The sequence below is a fragment of the Roseateles sp. FW305-36 genome (assembly GCF_058787015.1).
This window is the reverse complement of record NZ_JBYSZK010000020.1, coordinates 32,100-48,218: the sequence shown is the minus strand read 5'-3', so window position 1 is coordinate 48,218 and position 16,119 is coordinate 32,100. Positions and strand designations below refer to the sequence as shown.

At 68.0% G+C, this 16,119-nt stretch carries 11 protein-coding genes; 8 read left to right on the top strand and 3 right to left on the bottom strand.

Annotated features, from left to right (window positions below; all coding sequences use genetic code 11):
• Positions 1-7: 7 nt before the first annotated feature.
• The 3 genes from AC3WOE_RS27335 to AC3WOE_RS27325 form a co-directional block, all read right to left on the bottom strand.
• The gene (locus AC3WOE_RS27335; protein WP_492695083.1) at positions 8-2,020 is read right to left on the bottom strand and encodes an ABC transporter permease; all 2,013 of its coding nucleotides are present in this window, start codon (positions 2,018-2,020) and stop codon (positions 8-10) included.
• A 1-nt stretch (position 2,021) separates the two neighbouring features.
• A complete protein-coding gene (locus AC3WOE_RS27330; protein ID WP_492695081.1) occupies positions 2,022-3,176 on the bottom strand; it encodes an efflux RND transporter periplasmic adaptor subunit in 1,155 nt (384 codons plus the stop codon).
• Positions 3,177-3,382: 206 nt separating this feature from the next.
• Positions 3,383-5,284, bottom strand: a complete 1,902-nt coding sequence (locus AC3WOE_RS27325) for a glucokinase (RefSeq protein WP_492695079.1) — start codon at positions 5,282-5,284, stop codon at positions 3,383-3,385.
• Between the two features lie 343 nt (positions 5,285-5,627).
• On the opposite strand from AC3WOE_RS27325, the gene glk reads away from it, so the two are divergent.
• From glk to AC3WOE_RS27285, 8 genes are all read left to right on the top strand, one after another.
• Positions 5,628-6,620 carry a glucokinase gene (glk, locus tag AC3WOE_RS27320; RefSeq protein WP_492695077.1) on the top strand — a complete coding sequence of 331 codons (993 nt, stop codon included), beginning with the start codon at positions 5,628-5,630 and terminating at the stop codon, positions 6,618-6,620.
• 464 nt (positions 6,621-7,084) lie between these two features.
• Positions 7,085-9,892, top strand: coding sequence for a TonB-dependent receptor (locus tag AC3WOE_RS27315; RefSeq protein WP_492695075.1), 2,808 nt, complete (start codon positions 7,085-7,087; stop codon positions 9,890-9,892).
• A gap of 73 nt (positions 9,893-9,965) precedes the next feature.
• On the top strand, positions 9,966-11,480 hold the full coding sequence (locus AC3WOE_RS27310; protein WP_492695073.1) for a tryptophan halogenase family protein: 1,515 nt from the start codon (positions 9,966-9,968) through the stop codon (positions 11,478-11,480).
• A gap of 72 nt (positions 11,481-11,552) precedes the next feature.
• A complete protein-coding gene (locus tag AC3WOE_RS27305; RefSeq protein ID WP_492695071.1) occupies positions 11,553-12,779 on the top strand; it encodes an alpha-amylase family glycosyl hydrolase in 1,227 nt (408 codons plus the stop codon).
• Positions 12,776-14,167: a glycoside hydrolase family 32 protein gene (locus AC3WOE_RS27300; protein WP_492695069.1), complete on the top strand. Its 1,392-nt coding sequence runs from the start codon at positions 12,776-12,778 to the stop codon at positions 14,165-14,167. The genes AC3WOE_RS27305 and AC3WOE_RS27300 overlap by 4 nt, the downstream gene beginning before the upstream one ends.
• A complete protein-coding gene (locus AC3WOE_RS27295; RefSeq protein WP_492695067.1) occupies positions 14,164-14,910 on the top strand; it encodes a sugar nucleotide-binding protein in 747 nt (248 codons plus the stop codon). The genes AC3WOE_RS27300 and AC3WOE_RS27295 overlap by 4 nt, the downstream gene beginning before the upstream one ends.
• Positions 14,903-15,310: a Rid family hydrolase gene (locus AC3WOE_RS27290; protein WP_492695065.1), complete on the top strand. Its 408-nt coding sequence runs from the start codon at positions 14,903-14,905 to the stop codon at positions 15,308-15,310. The genes AC3WOE_RS27295 and AC3WOE_RS27290 overlap by 8 nt, the downstream gene beginning before the upstream one ends.
• Positions 15,276-16,115, top strand: coding sequence for a PA4780 family RIO1-like protein kinase (locus AC3WOE_RS27285; RefSeq protein WP_492695063.1), 840 nt, complete (start codon positions 15,276-15,278; stop codon positions 16,113-16,115). The genes AC3WOE_RS27290 and AC3WOE_RS27285 overlap by 35 nt, the downstream gene beginning before the upstream one ends.
• Positions 16,116-16,119: the final 4 nt, after the last annotated feature.

Here is a 16,119-nt window from a genome sequence, read left to right as displayed (position 1 = left end):
TTCTTGTTCACTCCCGTGCCAGGGCATCGACCGGGCTCAGCGCTGCGGCACGCCTTGCCGGCAGCGTGCCGAAGATCAGGCCCACGCCGCTGGAGACGGCAAAGGCCACGCCCAGGGCCGCCCAGCTGACGTCGACATGCAGATGCTGCTGGGCCGCGTTGACGGCCTGCGCCGCCAGCCAGCTCAGGAACACACCCACCAGGCCGCCGAGGATGCACAGCACGATGGCCTCGATGAGGAATTGCAGCCTCACGTCGCCCTGGCGCGCGCCGACGGCCATGCGGATGCCGATCTCGCGGGTGCGCTCGGACACCGACACCAGCATGATGTTCATGACGCCCACGCCGCCGACGAGCAGCGAGATGGCCGCGACGCCGGCGAACAGCGCCGCCATCGCGCTGGTCACGCTCTGGAATTTGCGGAACTCCTCTTCGCCGTTCCAGGTGCCGAAGTCCTCGGCGCCGTGCAGGGCCTTGAGGCGGTGGATGATCTGCTCGCGCACCTGCTGGGGCGGCACGCTGAGGTCCAGCAGCACGTCGAAGTTGTCGACATCGGGACGGGCATCGAGCTTGCGCGAGAAGGTGGTGTGGGGCAGATAGAGCTGGCCCAGCCAGCTGCCGAAGCTGAAGGCGCCACCCTCGGGGGCGACGACGCCGACGACGGTGAAGGGCAGGGCGGCCGTGGGCGGCGGTGGCGCGCCGGGCACGGCGGCCTGGTCGGGCGGCGCCATGCCGGGGTTGACGAAGACGAGCTGACCGAGGGGCGACTCGTTCTTCTTGAACAGCGCATCGCGCGACTTCTCGTCCAGCACCACGACCTGGCTGCGCGACTCGAAGTCCATCGCGTTCAGGTAGCGGCCCTGGATGATCTTGAGCTTGCGCGCCTTCAGCGTGTTGGCGTCGCCGCCAATGGCCTCCAGCATCGCGTCGCGCGACTGGTGGCGGGCGGTGAGCTGGATCTGGCGGTTCAGCGTGACGCCCTTGACGCCGGGCAGGGCGCGCAGCGAGTCGATCTCGTTGGGCCGGAAGGGCTGGGGCACGGCGCCCGGCGGCAGGCTGGGGTTGCCGCGCCAGACCGGGATGCGGCCGGAGATCAGGCTGGAGAGGTCGGTCTCGATGGAGGCGCGCGCTGCGGTCGTCAGTGCCACGATGCTGACGACGGAGGCGATGCCGATGCTGATGCCCAGCATGGACAGGGCCGTGCGCAGGCGGTTGCCCCGCAGCGCCAGCAGCGCGGTGGCGACGGCTTCGCGCCACTGCACCTGCAGCCGGCGCAGCCGGCCGCCTTCCTTGACCGGCGGCGCGTCGCTGGGCAGTTCGGTCGGTGGCACATGGCCAGCCGGCGTGCCGTTGTCGGCGACGACCTTGCCGTCCTTGAGCTCGATGACGCGGCGCGCATGGGCGGCCACGCCGGGGTCGTGCGTGACCAGGATGATGGTGTGGCCGCGCTCGTTGAGCTCCTTCAGCAGGCGCAGCATCTCGGCGCCCGAGGCCGAGTCCAGCGCGCCGGTCGGTTCGTCGGCCAGGATGATCTGGCCCCCGTTCATCAGTGCGCGGGCGATGGAGACGCGCTGCTGCTGGCCGCCCGACAGTTCGTTGGGGCGGTGGTGCAGGCGTTCGCCCAGGCCCAGGCGCTCCAGCAGCGCGCGGGCGCGCTCGCCGCGCGGGCCGGTGCCCACCCCCGCGTAGACGGCGGGCAGGGCCGCGTTGGCGCGCGCGTCCAGGTGGGGCAGCAGGTGGTAACGCTGAAAGATGAAGCCGAATCGCTCGCGGCGCAGGGCGGCGAGTTCATCCGGACCCAGGGTGCTGGCGTCGTGGCCGTCGATGACGAAGCTGCCGCGGGTCGGGTTGTCCAGGCAACCGAGCACATTCATCAGCGTGCTCTTGCCCGAGCCCGACTGGCCCATGATGGCGACGAACTCGCCGGCCTCGATGTCGAGGCTGACGCCGTCCAGCGCCGGGACGTCGATCTCGCCCAGCTGGTAGTGCCGGGCGACGTCCTTCAGCTCGATGAGGGCCATGTCAGCTCGAGGCTGCGCTGGCGCCAGAGGCCGCCGCATCCGCCGCGCTCGGCGGTGCCAGCAGCACCTTCTCGCCAGCCTTCAGGCCGTCGATCACCTGCACCTTGGCGCCGTCCTGCAGGCCGACCTTGACCTGGCGCGGCGTCTGCTTGTTGGCGGCGTCCAGCACCGTCACCGTGAAGCGGCCGTCCTTGCCGCGTTCGCCCAGGGCGACGACGGGCATGGCCAGCACCTGCTTGGCCGCGCCGGTCTCGATGTCGACCTGCACCGTCATGTCGCTGAACAGGGCGCGTTCGCGGTTGTCCACCTCGAACAGCACGTTGTAGAAGACCGCGTTGCCGGCGCGCTCGGGCACGGGCTGGATGACGCGCACCTTGCCCTCGTAGCGCTTGCCTTCGCCCGACAGCGTGGAGAAGCGCGCCGTCTGGCCGACCTTGATGGCCTGGATATCGGCCTCGGGCACCTTGGTGCGCACGGTGATGGTGTCGAGATCAGCCAGCGTCAGGATGACGGGCGTGATCTGCACCGAGATCAGCGTCTGGCCCACCTGCACGGGCAGGTTGACGACGGTGCCGGTCATCGGCGCCGTGATGCGGGTGTAGGAGAGATTGACCTTGCGCTTGTCCAGCTCGGCCTGCAGGCGTGTGAGGTTGGCGGCCTGGCCGCGCAGGTCGGCTTCGATCTTGGCGAGCTCGATCTCGGCCTTCTCGGCTTCATTGCCCGAGGTGGCCTGGCCGGCCAGCAGGCGCTGCTGGCGTTTGAGTTCGCGGCGCGCGGCATCGGCGTCGACTTTGCGGCTGTCGATGGAAGCGCTGGCCTGGGCCACGGCGGCTTCGGCCTGGGCCACGTCGCTGCGCGCCAGCTCGGGGTCGAGGCTGACGAGCAGGTCGCCCTTCTTGACCTGCTGGCCCAGCTCGATGTGGATGGTCTGGACCTGACCGCTGACCTGGGCGCCGACATCGACCTTGGTCTTGGCCTGCAGCACGCCGGCGGCCTGCACGTTCTGGGTCACGTCGGCCAGGGCGACGATGCCGCTGGGCGGGGGAGGCGGCGGGGGCGGCGTGCGGGTGAACCACCAGGCGGCGCCACCGATGGCGAGCACGGCGACGACGATCAGGCGCACGCGCCAACGCTTCAGAAACGATGCTTTCTTCATGTCCCTCCCAGGACTTCGGGGTCTTTTCTTTCGCCCCTTCTGGCCGGCGTCGGCGCGATGGGTCGGCTAGCGTAGCAGTCGAATGGAGCGCCAAGGCTCCGGTTCACTCATCGTCGCGAGTGAATATCACCTTGGCTAAAGTCACGGGGTCAGGGCTTGCGCCTTCAAGGCGCAAAGTCTGCCCAGAGGGCTTGCGCCCGCAACGCTCAGCGGCTGTGTGACGTGAGCCGCGCCAGCGGCGAAGCCATGCTGACGCCCGGCGCCGCCGCCGGCTTGCTGTCCTCGTCCTCCGGCCCGCCAGCCGACAGGGCCGCGATGCTGTCCGGGTTGCGGCGCATGGCCACGCCCACGGCCAGGATGTCGATGACGAGCAGGTGCAGGATGCGGCTGACCATGGGCAGGTGGGTGGCGATGTCCTCGATGTGGTCGACGATCAGCGTCACGTCGGCCTTCTTGGCCAGCGGGCTCTGGCTGGCCGTGATGGCCACCACCTTGGCGCCGCGCTCCTGCGCCTTCTCGACGACCGACAGCAGCTCGGGCAGGCGACCGCCGCTGCTGATGACGACGGCCACGTCGCCCTCGCGCAGCACGTCGGCGGCCAGCAGCTGCAGGCGCGGGTCGGTGTAGGCGCCGCAGGGCATGCCGAAGCGCAGGAACTTGAACTGGGCGTCCTGGGCCACGACGCCGTAGTGGCCCAAGGCGAAGAACTCGATGCGGCCGGCGCCCAGCAGCATGTCGATGGCGCGGTCGATGGTGTCGCGGTTCAGGTGGCTGCGCACCTGCAGGATGGCGCTGGCCGTGTTGCCCAGCACCTTGGCGCCCAGCTCCAGCATGGAGTCGTTGGTGTTGACCTGGGTGTGGGTGACGGGCACGGTGCCGGTCAGGCCCGAGGCCAGGCGCAGCTTGAAGTCCGACAGGCCCTCGCAGCCCAGCGACCGGCAGAAGCGGATGACGGTGGGCTGGCTGACGCCGGCGGCGCGGGCGATTTCGGCGATGGGGTCGTTGAGCACCGAGCGCGGCTGGGCCAGCACCAGGTCGGCCACACGCAGCTCAGCGGGCGACAGCTCGCTGCGGGCACGGCGGATCTGTCCGAGGATGGCCGAGCCGGGCGAGGCCTGCAGATTGCGCAGCTGGTTCTCGAGGATGGCCGACGCGCCCTTGAAGGTGGCGTGCTCGGCGGTGATGACGAAGGTCGGGATGGCCGCCACGTAGTCGTGAAAGCGCCCCTTGTCCTCGAAGCGGGCGCGAAACGGGCTGCGGTCGAAGTACTCGCCCAGGCGCGGCACGATGCCGCCGCCGATATAGATGCCGCCCAGCGAGCCCAGCGTCACCGCCAGGTTGGCCGCGGCGGTGCCCAGCAGGCCGCAGAAGACCTCCAGCGTCTCCAGGCAGAGCTTGTCGCCGTCCTCCAGCGCGCGCTGGGTGATGGCGGGAGCGAGCAGCGGTTCGGCATCGGCCACGCCGTTGCGGTCGGCCAGGGCCTTGTAGATCAGCTCCAGGCCGGGGCCGGAGATCAGGCGTTCGTAGGAGACATGGTCCAGCGTCTTCCAGGCGAACTTCAGGATGTCCATCTCCCGCTCGTCGCGCGGGCCGAAGTTGACGTGGCCGCCTTCGGTGCCGAGCGCGATCCAGCCTTCGCCGGCGGGGATGAGGCCGGAGACGCCCAGGCCCGTGCCGGCGCCCAGCAGGCCGATGACGCTGGGTCGCCGCGCCTGGCCGCCGCCGACCTGGTGCACGTCCACCTCGGCCAGGCGGGGCAGGGCCATGGCCAGGGCGGTGAAGTCGTTGACGACGACCAGGGTGTCCAGGCTCAGGCGCTGGCGCATCTCGTCGATGGAGAACTGCCAGTGGTAGTTGGTCATGCGCACCCGGTCGCCCTCGACCGGGTTGGCGATGGCGATGGCCGCGTGGGCGATCTGCTGCGGGCCGCCCGTGTCCTGCCAGCTCAGGCCCGCCAGGTAGGCGCGCACGGCGGCGTGGAAGTCGGCGTGGTCGGCGCAGCGCAGCGAGGCCATCTGCGTGAATTCACCCGGGCCGATTTCCAGCGTGAAACGGGCATAGGTGCCGCCAATATCGGCAAGCAGGCGGGGGCTGTCGAAACGGGGCATGGGCGCTGGCGGATAACCGGGAAGAAAAGGCGGCCGATTATCAGCAGGCCCGCGGGTGGCGGTCGGCTGTCTCGGCAGCGAGGGCTGGTGTGAAAAGTGGTTGTAGCTTCACTACAGGCCCTCGGCAATCGAGTTTCCCCAGGACGAGGCCGCAGTTGCCGGGTTTTGAAAGCGTTTTCGGGGTAGAAAACGGAAACCCAGGGTGAGGCTGTATTGTCGATTTGATGTAGTTTTGCTACCGTCCGCCCCGACCCAATTTCAGCCTTTTCAGCCCTGTGTCTGCCTACGTCCGACCCCTGAATATCCGCCGCCTTTCATTCTTCTCCGTTTCGGGAGTCCTGGCATGAGCGCCGCCTATCCCTGGCTGGTGGCCGACGTCGGCGGTACCAATGCCCGTTTCGGCACGGTGGCCGGCCCGGGCGCTCCGGTGGAGGATGTGCGGGTGCTGCCGGTGGCGGGCCATGCCGGTCCGGCGGCGGCGGTGCGTGCCTATCTGGAGGGCCAGCCGGCCGGCAAGGCCAGGCCGCAGAGTGCCGCCTTCGCACTGGCCACGGCCCTGGATGGCGATCGCATCGAGCTGACCAATGGCGCCTGGAGCTTTTCGCGCGCCGGCACCCAGGCCGAACTGGGCCTGAAGACGCTGCTTTGCCTGAATGACTTCGAGGCTCAGGCCTTGTCGCTGCCGCGGCTGCGCGTCGACCAGTTGCGCGCCTGGGGCGCGCCGCCGCCGTCGACCGGCGATGTGGCGGTCGGCACGGTGATGGCCGTCATCGGCCCGGGCACCGGCCTGGGCGTGGGTGGTGTGGTGCGCGCGCCGGGCCGCTGGCTGGCGCTGCCGGGTGAAGGTGGCCACGCCACGCTGGCGCCGGCCGACGATTTCGAAAGCGCCGTGCTCAGCCACGCGCGCCGCGAGTTTCCCCATGTGTCGGCCGAGCGCTTCCTGTCGGGCATCGGCCTGCCGACGCTGTGCCGCTGTGTGGCGGCGGCGCTGGGGCAGGGTGAGGACGTCAGCGCGCTGCCGACCGAGCAGGTCGTCGCCCGCGGCCTGTCGGGCGAGTCGCCCGCCTGCTCGCGCACCCTGGACGTCTTTTGCGCCATGCTGGGCGGCTTTGCCGGCAGCGTGGCGCTGACCCTGGGTTCGCGCGGCGGTGTCTTCATCGGCGGCGGCATCGTGCCGCGGCTGGGCGAGCGCTTCTTCCAGTCGGAGTTCCGCAGCCGCTTCGAGGCCAAGGGCCGCTTCCAGTCCTTCCTGGCGGGCATTCCCACGGCCCTCATCACCGACACGCTGGCCGCGTTGTCCGGTGCCTCCCTGGCGCTGGAGCAGACCGACGCCTGAGCCGCCGCGCGCCGATCGCGCGCCGCCTTCTGGCCTTCCTCCTGAAGCCACGCCCACCGCCTCGTGCGGTCGGCGTGGCTTCGGCATTTCCGGGCCCGCCATGCATACCAGTTGTCCTGCGGGGCGGTGCCGCTCGTCCTGTTCTGCGCATTTCGTCACGCCCGACGACCCTGTTGTTATCCCTAGGTTGACGATGTAGTTGGGCTACAAGATTGAAGTTCTGACGGGGTTGTCAAACAGAGCAAATGCTCGCAAGTATCAATTCCATGCGGGTTTGCCCTTGGTTTTTGGTCGAAATCGGGTCGCTTCTTCGCAACGTCTAGGGTTTACGCAGGTGCGGAAAAAAATCTAGTTTTGATACAAACCGGTTCGAGACGTTGGGTTCTCGCCCACAAGACGCCTGCCGACAACCCCGGCGGCGTCCTTCGGGCCAACCGTTTTCCAATGAACCACAGGAGACATTCATGACCATGAGCCAAGACAAGCGCGGGTCGGGCAGCGCGGCGTCCTTCCGCATCAGCCCGGTCGCCGTCGGCTGCACGCTGCTGATCGCTGCGACCGGCGCGATGGCGCAGCAGGCTGCAGCCCCGCAATCACTGGAGACGGTCGTCGTCACCGGCATCCGCAAGGGCATCGAGGACGCCATCTCGGTCAAGCGCAACAGCGATTCCATCGTTGAAGCTATTTCCGCCGAAGACATCGGCAAGCTGCCCGACACCAGCATCGCCGAGTCGATCGCCCGCCTGCCTGGCGTTGCTGCCCAGCGCAACGCGGCGACGGGCCGGGCTTCTGGCATCAGCGTGCGCGGCTTCGCGCCTGACTTCGCCACCTCGCTGCTGAACGGCCGCGAGCAGGTCTCCACCGGCGACAGCCGTTATGTCGAGTACGACCAGTACCCGTCGGAGCTGATGAGCGGCGTCACCCTGTACAAGACGCCGGATGCCGGCCTTGTGGGCCAGGGCCTGTCGGCCACGGTCAACATGGAGACTGCCCGCCCGCTGAACTTCAGCTCGCGCCAGATCGTCCTGAACTATCGCGACGAAAAGCTGGGCAAGGGCCTGAGCACGCCGGCCGGTAATGGCTCGCGCATCAACCTGGCCTACATCGATCAATTCGCTGACCGCACCCTCGGTGTGGCCCTGGGCTTTGCGCGTCTGAAGGAAACGCTGGGCGTTCAGCAGAACTTCGGCTCCTGGGGCGTGAACAACGTCTGCCCGGTCTCCAACGTGGGCGGCAACTGCCCGGTCGCGACGCTGGGCAAGGCACCTGGCGGCTTCAACGACCTGGTGGACAGCGGCGATCAGAAGCGCGATGCCTTCATGGGCACGCTGCAGTACAAGCCCAACAAGAACTTCAACAGCACGCTGGACGTGTTCTACACGAAGTTCGACCAGACGCAACTGGAACAGGGCGCTCAGATTCCGTTGGCGCCGGCCTACCCCGAGTGGGGTCAGAACTACGGTGGCACGACCGTCACGCCGACGACGGTCACCGGTGGCGTCATCACCGCAGGTTCGATCAACGGCTTCAAGGCTGTGTCGCGCAATGACGTGAACGCCAACCACGACAAGGTCCACTCCATCGGCTGGAACAACCAGCTCGTGATGGGCGACTGGACCGGCGTGCTGGATCTGGCGACGTCCGAAGCCAAGCGCAACGCGCCTCACCTGGAAACGACAGCAGGCCTCACGGGCAACTGCAAGGCCAACCCTGCGCTGTGCGGCAGCGCCTCGTGGACCGGCTTTGACGGCACTGCCGTGCAAAGCGCCAAGTACACCTTCCCCTACGCCCTGGACGACGTCAACAAGATCAAGCTGACCGACGTGGAAGGCTGGGGCGGTGGCCCGAACCTGCCGCAGGCCGGCTATTCCAAGGTGGCCGCCACCGACGACAAGCTGAACTCCTTCCGCGTGAGCGCCAAGCGCAACCTGGACGGCGGTTTCTTCAGCGACATGGATCTGGGTTTCAACTACTCCGACCGCAAGAAGACCCGCACCTACGTGGAAGGCCGTCTGCTGGTGGCAGCCGCCACCGACCCGTTCGCCGGCGTCACGGTCCCGGGTGGCACGGCTGCCGTGGGTCCGCAGACAGGCACGCCTTACGTCGCCTGGAATCCGGACGGCTCCGTCGGTTCCATCTACACCATCGCCTCCAAGCTGGTGCCGGACATCGCCAACAAGAACTGGGTCGTGACCGAGAAGGTCGCCACCGCCTACGCCAAGTTCGGCATCGACACCACCCTCGGTGGCATCCCGGTCCGCGGCAATGCGGGTGCACAGTTGGTGAACACCGACCAGAGCTCGACCGCCTTCAGCGCCGACCGCACCGTAGCCTGCCCGGGTGACGTCTGCGCCCTGGGTACCAACACGCTGGGCAAGAAGTACTACGACTTCCTGCCGAGCATGAACCTGGTCGGCGACTTGGGCAACGGCAACACGCTGCGCTTCGCCCTGGCTCGCCAGTTGGCCCGCCCGACGCTGGACGACATGCGCGCCAGCCTGGACTTCAACGTCGACGGCACCAGCCACGTGATCAGCGGCAACGGCGGCAACCCGGAGCTGAAGCCCTTCCGAGCCACGGCGCTGGACCTGTCCTATGAGAAGTACTGGGGCAAGCAGGCATACGTGAGCGTGGCGGGCTTCTACAAGAAGCTCAACACCTACATCCTGCGCGTGCCTCAGGCCTACGACTTCACGCCCTACATCACCGCCAACACGCCCAAGCCGCTGTCGAATGTCGGCCTGCGCACGGCGCCGGTGAACGGCGACGGTGGCAACATCAGCGGCATGGAACTGGCTGCCTCGCTGCCGCTGAACATCGTGACCAGCTGGCTGGATGGTTTCGGCGTGCAGGGCAACTACTCGCGCACCCACAGTTCGCTGCAGCTGCCGAGCTCCGGCTTCAACAGCGGCCTGACCACGCCCTCGATCTCGATGCCGGGCCTGTCCAAGGAAACGCGCGGCTGGGCGCTGTACTTCGAGAAGTGGGGTTTCGAGGCGCGCGTGGGCCAGCGTTATCGCACGGACTTCGTCGGCTCCATCAGCGACCAGTACGGCGACAGCCAGCTGATCTACATCAAGGCCGAGCGCGTGACCGACGCCCAGATGTCCTACAACTTCCAGGACGGCTGGCTCAAGGGCCTGACGCTGCTGCTGCAAGCCAACAACGTCAACAACGAGCCTTACACCGAGTACAAGCAGTCGCGTCTGGACCCGTCCACGAACCGCAAGTACGGCAAGACCTATCTGATGGGCGTGAACTACAAGTTCTGACCACCGAAAAGGTTCTTTGCAAGGCCCCTGTTCGGTATCGTCCGGGCGGGGGCCTTTTCATTTCGGGGAATTCATGCACGAAGCACAACGTCTCATCCGCAACGTCGTTGTCGTCGGTGGCGGCACGGCAGGCTGGATGACCGCGGCGGCCCTATCCAAGCTGCTGAAAAACAAGATCCAGGTCACCGTCGTCGAATCCGAAGAGATCGGCACGGTCGGCGTCGGCGAGGCCACCATCCCGATGATCCAGCGCTTCAACCAGGTGCTGGAGATCGACGAGAACGAGTTCATGCGGGAGACGCAGGCGACCTTCAAGCTCGCCATCGAATTTGTCAACTGGGGCAAGGTCGGCGAGCGCTATATGCACGGCTTCGGCCGCATCGGCCAGGCCCTGGGTACCGTGCCTTTCGAGCACTACTGGCGCAAGCTGAACCAGGCAGGCAAGGCCGGTGACCTGGCCGACTACTCCATCACCCGCGCCGCCGCGGCGCGCGGGCGCTTCATGCGGCCGGTGACGGATGCCGGCAACTCGCCGCTGGCCGAGATCGCCTATGCGTTTCATTTCGACGCCTCGCTGTACGCCCGCTACCTGCGCAAGTACGCGGAGGCCCGTGGCGTCACGCGCGTCGAGGGGCGCATCGTCGACGCACGCCTCAGCGGCCTGAGCGGCCGTGTCGAGTCGGTGCTGCTGGCCGACGGCCGCGCCGTGGCCGGCGACCTCTTCATCGACTGTTCGGGCTTCCGAGGCCTGCTCATCGAGCAGGTGCTGCACACGGGCTACGAAGACTGGTCGCAATGGCTGCCTTGCGACCGCGCCATCGCCGTGCCCTGTGAAAGCTCGGCGCAACTACTGCCCTATACGCGCGCCACCGCCCACACCGCCGGCTGGCAGTGGCGCATCCCGCTGCAGCACCGCATTGGCAACGGCCATGTGTTCTGCAGCCGCTTCATGGAGGAGGCCGAGGCCGAGCGCATCCTGCTCGACAACCTCGATGGCAAGCCGCTGGCCCAGCCGCGCATGCTGAAGTTCACCACTGGCATGCGCCGCCAGTCCTGGAACCGCAATGTGGTCTCCATGGGCCTGGCCAGCGGCTTCATGGAGCCGCTGGAGTCGACCAGCATCCACCTGGTGCAGACGGCCATCGCGCGGCTCATCGATTTCTTCCCCTCGACCGGTTTCGACCAGGCCGACATCGACGAGTACAACCGGCTCTCGCGCTTCGAGTACGAGCGCATCCGCGACTTCCTGATCCTGCACTATCACGTCAACCAGCGCGAGGACTCGGCGTTCTGGCGCCATTGCCGCCAGATGTCCATTCCCGACACGCTGGCTGCCAAGATTGAGCTCTACCAACGCAACGGCCGCATCGTGCGTGAGGGCGCGGAACTGTTCGCCGAGGTGGGCTGGCTGCAGGTCATGCACGGCCAGAACCTCAGCGCACAGGGCTATCACCCGCTTGCCGACCTGATCGACGACAGCGAGACCGAAGCCTATCTGCAGGGCGTGCGCGAGGTCATCGCCAACTGCGTCGAGGTGATGCCCTCGCATGAAGAGTTCATTGCGAAGAACTGCAGTACCGCCGCCTGACACCCATAGGACCACATGCCCACCCGCCGCACCGTGCTGACCGCAGCTGCCTCCTCCGTCATGTTGCCCGCCATGAGCGCCTCTCAAGACATGTCCCATCTGCCCTGGTCCCGCCAGGCCGTCATCTACCAGATCAACATCCGTCAGTACTCGCAGGCGGGGACCTTTAGGGCCGTGCAGGCCGACCTGCCGCGCCTGAAGAAGCTCGGCGTGGGCATCCTCTGGCTGATGCCTGTCCAGCCCATCGGCAAGCTCAACCGCAAGGGCACGCTGGGCAGCTATTACTCGATCAGCGACTACACGGCCGTGAACCCGGAGTTCGGCACGCTGGCCGATGTCAAGGCCTTCGTCGCCGAGGCCCACCGGATGGGCTTCAAGGTCATCCTCGATTGGGTGGCCAACCACACGGCCTGGGACCATGCCTGGGCCACGGCCCACAAGGATTGGTACAAGCTCAATGCCAAGGGCGAGATCTATCCGGTCACCTTCAACGAAGGCCAGCCCAGCGAAGAGCATTGGGACGACGTCGTCGCGTTGAACTACAAGAGCGAGGGCCTGCGCGCGGCGATGATCGACGCGATGAAATTCTGGGTGCTCGAGACCGGCCTCGACGGCTTCCGCTGCGATGTGGCCAGCCTGGTGCCCGTTGACTTCTGGGTGCGCGCCCGCAAGGAACTGGATGCGGTCAAGCCCATGTTCATGCTGGCCGAGTCCGACGCCATCGACCTGCACACCAGCGGCGCCTTCGACATGACCTATTCCTGGGACCTGGCCGACCAGGTCTTCAAGAAGATCGGCAAGGGCGAGGCGGGGGCTCCCCTGCTGCGTGAATGGCTGGACAAGCAGCCGGCGGGCTACCCCGCCCATGCCTACCGCATGCGCTTCACCAGCAACCACGACTTCAATTCCTGGCATGGCACCGACGCCGATCTCTATGGCGACGCCTACCAGGCGCTCGCGGTGCTGAGCTTCACGCTGCCGGGCATGCCGCTGATCTACAACGGCCAGGAGTCGCGCCTGACGAAAAAGCTGGAGTTCTTCGAGAAGGACCCCATCGCCTGGAAGACCTATGAGCTGAGCGACTTCTACGCCGGCCTCGTCGCCCTCAAGCACAAGCACCCGGCCCTGGCCGCCGGCCAGTACGGCGCGCCGGTCAAATTGCTGGAGGCGCCTGCCGATGTCGTCGCCTTCGAGCGCCGCCTGGGCAGCGACGCCGTGAGCGTGGCCGTCAATCTGTCGAAGTCGCCGCAGCTGTTCGGCGGCAAGACCCTGCCGGCCTGGGGCTGGTCCGTCGCATGAGCGAAGCTTTCCGCCCGCGCCTCCATTTCGCGCCGCGGCGGAACTGGATCAACGACCCCAACGGTCTGGTCTTCGACGCGGCCACGGGCCTCTACCACCTGTTCTTCCAGCACAACCCCTTCAGCGACGAATGGGGCCATATGAGCTGGGGCCATGCCAGCAGCCCCGACCTGCTGAACTGGACCGAGCTGCCCCTGGCCATTGCCGAGGACGAACGGGCCTCCATCTTCTCGGGCTCCATCGTCATCGACGAGCACGACACGGCCGGCTTCGGCGCCGGCGCCTGGGTGGCCTGCTATACGGGCTGCCTGCGCAGGCCCGAGGGTGGCCAGGCCCAGGAACTGGCCTGGAGCCTGGACCGCGGCCTGAGCTGGACCAAGTACGCCGGCAACCCGGTGCTGGACCTGGGCCTGCGCGAGTTCCGTGATCCCAAGGTGTTCTGGCATCAGGCCACCAGCCGCTGGATCATGGCCGTCGTGCTGCCGGAGGAGCGCCGCGTGGCCTTTTACGCCAGCGCCAACCTGCGCCGCTGGACGCCGCTGAGCCAATTCGGCCCGACGGGCTGCGCCGTCGCGATCTGGGAGTGCCCTGATCTCATCCATTTCCCGGCCCAGGACCGCTGGCTGCTGAAGGTCGACACCTTCGAGGGCCATCCCGCCGGCAGCGGCGCCCAGTGCTGGGTCGGCCGCTTCGACGGCGATCGTTTCACGGCCGAGGGCGAGGCCTTCTGGGCCGACCACGGCAGCGATTTCTACGCGGCCCTGTCCTTCGCCGGCCTGCCTGCCGGGCGCGCGCCGGTGTGGCTGGCGTGGATGAACCAGCATGCCTACGCCAAGCACACGCCCACGGCGCCCTGGCGCGGGGCCATGAGCCTGCCGCGCGAGCTGGCGCTGGCGCAGACGCCCGAGGGCTGGCGCCTGCTGCAGTCGCCGGTGTCCACCGGAGCACTGCGCGGCGAGCCGCGCCACCTCGTCGGCGCCGGCCTCGTCGATGCCGCCGGCGACGTCATCGAAGTGCACTGGGAGCTGGATCCGGGCGAGGCCGAGGCATCGACGCTGGACCTGCGTTGTGGGCCGGGCGGCGAGTTCACGCGTGTCGGCATCGACCATCGCCGCGGTAGGGTCTGGATCGATCGCAGCGCCAGCGGCCAGCTGCCCGATGCGGCGCATTGGCAGGGCCGGCGCGAGCAGGCCTGGGATGGCGCACGCGGGCGGCTGGCGCTGCGCGTCATCGTGGACCGCTGCTCGGTGGAAGTCTTCTCTGACGATGGCCGCGTGGCGCTGACCGAGGTGATCTACCCCGGTCCGGCCAGCCGCGGCGTGGCCGTGCTGAAGCAGGGTGGCGGCGACTGGCTGCGCAGCGTGCTCACCGTCTGGGCGCTGGCATGAAGATCCTCATCACTGGTCTCAACGGCACGCTGGCGCCGCGGCTCGCCGAAGCGGCCCGGGCGGCGGGGCATCAGGTGGTGGGCTGGGATCGCAGCGCCGTGAATCCGGACGACGAAGCCCTGGCCGCGGCCTGGCTGTCGGCCCAGTCCGTGGACGCCGTGGCCCACCTGGGCATGGGCTCGGCCCGCTTCGCCGGCTGGCTGGCGGCGCGCTGCCACAACCTGCTGTTCACCAGCACGGCCATGGTCTTCGACCATCGTCCCGACGGTCCGCATGACGTGGCCGACCCGCGCACGGCCAAGGACGACTACGGCCGCTACAAGGCCGACTGCGATGACGCCATCCTGCTGGCCAGCGAGACGCCCGTCATTGCGCGCATCGGCTGGCAGATCGACCCCACCCAGCGGGGCAACAACATGCTGATGGCGCTGGACGACTGGCACAAGCGCGAGGGCCGCGTGGCGGCGAGCCATGCCTGGACGCCGGCCTGCAGCTTCATGGCCGACACGGCCGCCGCGTTGCTGGCGCTGATCGAGCGGCCGCTGCCCGGCGTGCACCATCTGGACAGCAACGCCGAAGAGGGCTGGCGCTTCGACGAGCTGGCCCGCGCGCTCGCCCGGCAATTCGGGCGCGATTGGCGAGTCGAGGCGCATGAGGACTATCGCCACGACCAGCGCCTGGTGGGGGGCTCGAGCCGCCTGCCACCGCTGTCGGGCCGCCTGCCGGGGCTGGCCCGTGATTGAACGCTGGCCCATCAACGGCAGGGGCCGCAGCCGCACGGTCGCCTGTGGCGGCCTGGTCTGGACGGTGGCCAATGCAAGCGACCCGGCGGCGGGCTTCGAGGCCCAGGTCAGCCAGAGCCTGCAGATGCTGGACGCGCATCTGGCCGAAGCGGGCTCGGCGCGCACGCATCTGCTGTCGCTGCAGGTCATCCTCACCGACATCGCCAACCGCGACGCCTTCGACCGGCAGTGGCAGGCCTGGATAGGCCCCGATCCCGAGCATTGGCCGCAGCGGGCCTGCTTCCAGTCCGGCCTGGCGCCCGGTCTGCAGGTGGAGCTGGTGGTTGTCGCGGCAGCCGTTGGCGCGGCGCACCGACAATCGGTCGATGAAAGCACCCGCCCGCCTGCAGGCATTGATTGAAGAAGGCCTGATCGACAGCGTCGTGCGCCAGTTGAAGAGCGGCAAGGAAGCCGATGTCTATGTCGTGCGCTGCGGCGACGACACCTGCGCCGCCAAGGTCTACAAGGAGGCCAACAAGCGGGGCTTCCGCCAGGCCGTCGACTACACCGAGAACCGCAAGGTGCGCAACAGCCGCCAGGCGCGCGCGATGAGCAAGCGCACCGCCTATGGCCGCCAGCAGCAGGAAGCCGCGTGGCAGAGTGCCGAGGTCGATGCCCTCTACCGCCTGGCCGCTGCGGGCGTGCGCGTGCCGCGACCGGACAACTTCCACGACGGCGTGCTGTTGATGGAACTGGTGGCCGACGAGGACGGCGACGCGGCACCGCGCCTGAACGATCTGACCTTCAGCGAGGACGAGGCAAGCCAGCATCATGCGACGCTGATCGGCGAGGTGGTGCGCATGCTCTGCGCCGGCGTCATCCATGGCGACCTGTCCGAGTTCAATGTGCTGCTGGCCGCCGACGGCCCGGTCATCATCGACCTGCCGCAGGCCGTGGATGCCGCCGGCAACAACCACGCGCCACGCATGCTGCTGCGGGATGTGGACAACCTGCGCAACTTCTTCGGCCAGCATGCGCCGGCCCTGCTGGCCACGCAGTACGGCCCCGAGATCTGGGCCCTCTATGCCGCCGGCCGCCTGCTGCCCGACACGCCGCTGACGGGGCGCTATGAACACAGGCCCGGCGAGGTGGACCTGTCGGCCGTGCTGCGCGAGATCGAGGACGCGCGGCGCGAAGAGGCGGACCGCCTGCTGCGGATGAGCTGACCGC

Coding starts and splice junctions, on each gene's coding strand:
- AC3WOE_RS27335 (WP_492695083.1), bottom strand. CDS start 2,020: ATGGCCCTCATCGAGCTGAAGGACGTCGCCCGGCACTACCAGCTGGGC.
- AC3WOE_RS27330 (WP_492695081.1), bottom strand. CDS start 3,176: ATGAAGAAAGCATCGTTTCTGAAGCGTTGGCGCGTGCGCCTGATCGTC.
- AC3WOE_RS27325 (WP_492695079.1), bottom strand. CDS start 5,284: ATGCCCCGTTTCGACAGCCCCCGCCTGCTTGCCGATATTGGCGGCACC.
- glk (WP_492695077.1), top strand. CDS start 5,628: ATGAGCGCCGCCTATCCCTGGCTGGTGGCCGACGTCGGCGGTACCAAT.
- AC3WOE_RS27315 (WP_492695075.1), top strand. CDS start 7,085: ATGACCATGAGCCAAGACAAGCGCGGGTCGGGCAGCGCGGCGTCCTTC.
- AC3WOE_RS27310 (WP_492695073.1), top strand. CDS start 9,966: ATGCACGAAGCACAACGTCTCATCCGCAACGTCGTTGTCGTCGGTGGC.
- AC3WOE_RS27305 (WP_492695071.1), top strand. CDS start 11,553: ATGAGCGCCTCTCAAGACATGTCCCATCTGCCCTGGTCCCGCCAGGCC.
- AC3WOE_RS27300 (WP_492695069.1), top strand. CDS start 12,776: ATGAGCGAAGCTTTCCGCCCGCGCCTCCATTTCGCGCCGCGGCGGAAC.
- AC3WOE_RS27295 (WP_492695067.1), top strand. CDS start 14,164: ATGAAGATCCTCATCACTGGTCTCAACGGCACGCTGGCGCCGCGGCTC.
- AC3WOE_RS27285 (WP_492695063.1), top strand. CDS start 15,276: ATGAAAGCACCCGCCCGCCTGCAGGCATTGATTGAAGAAGGCCTGATC.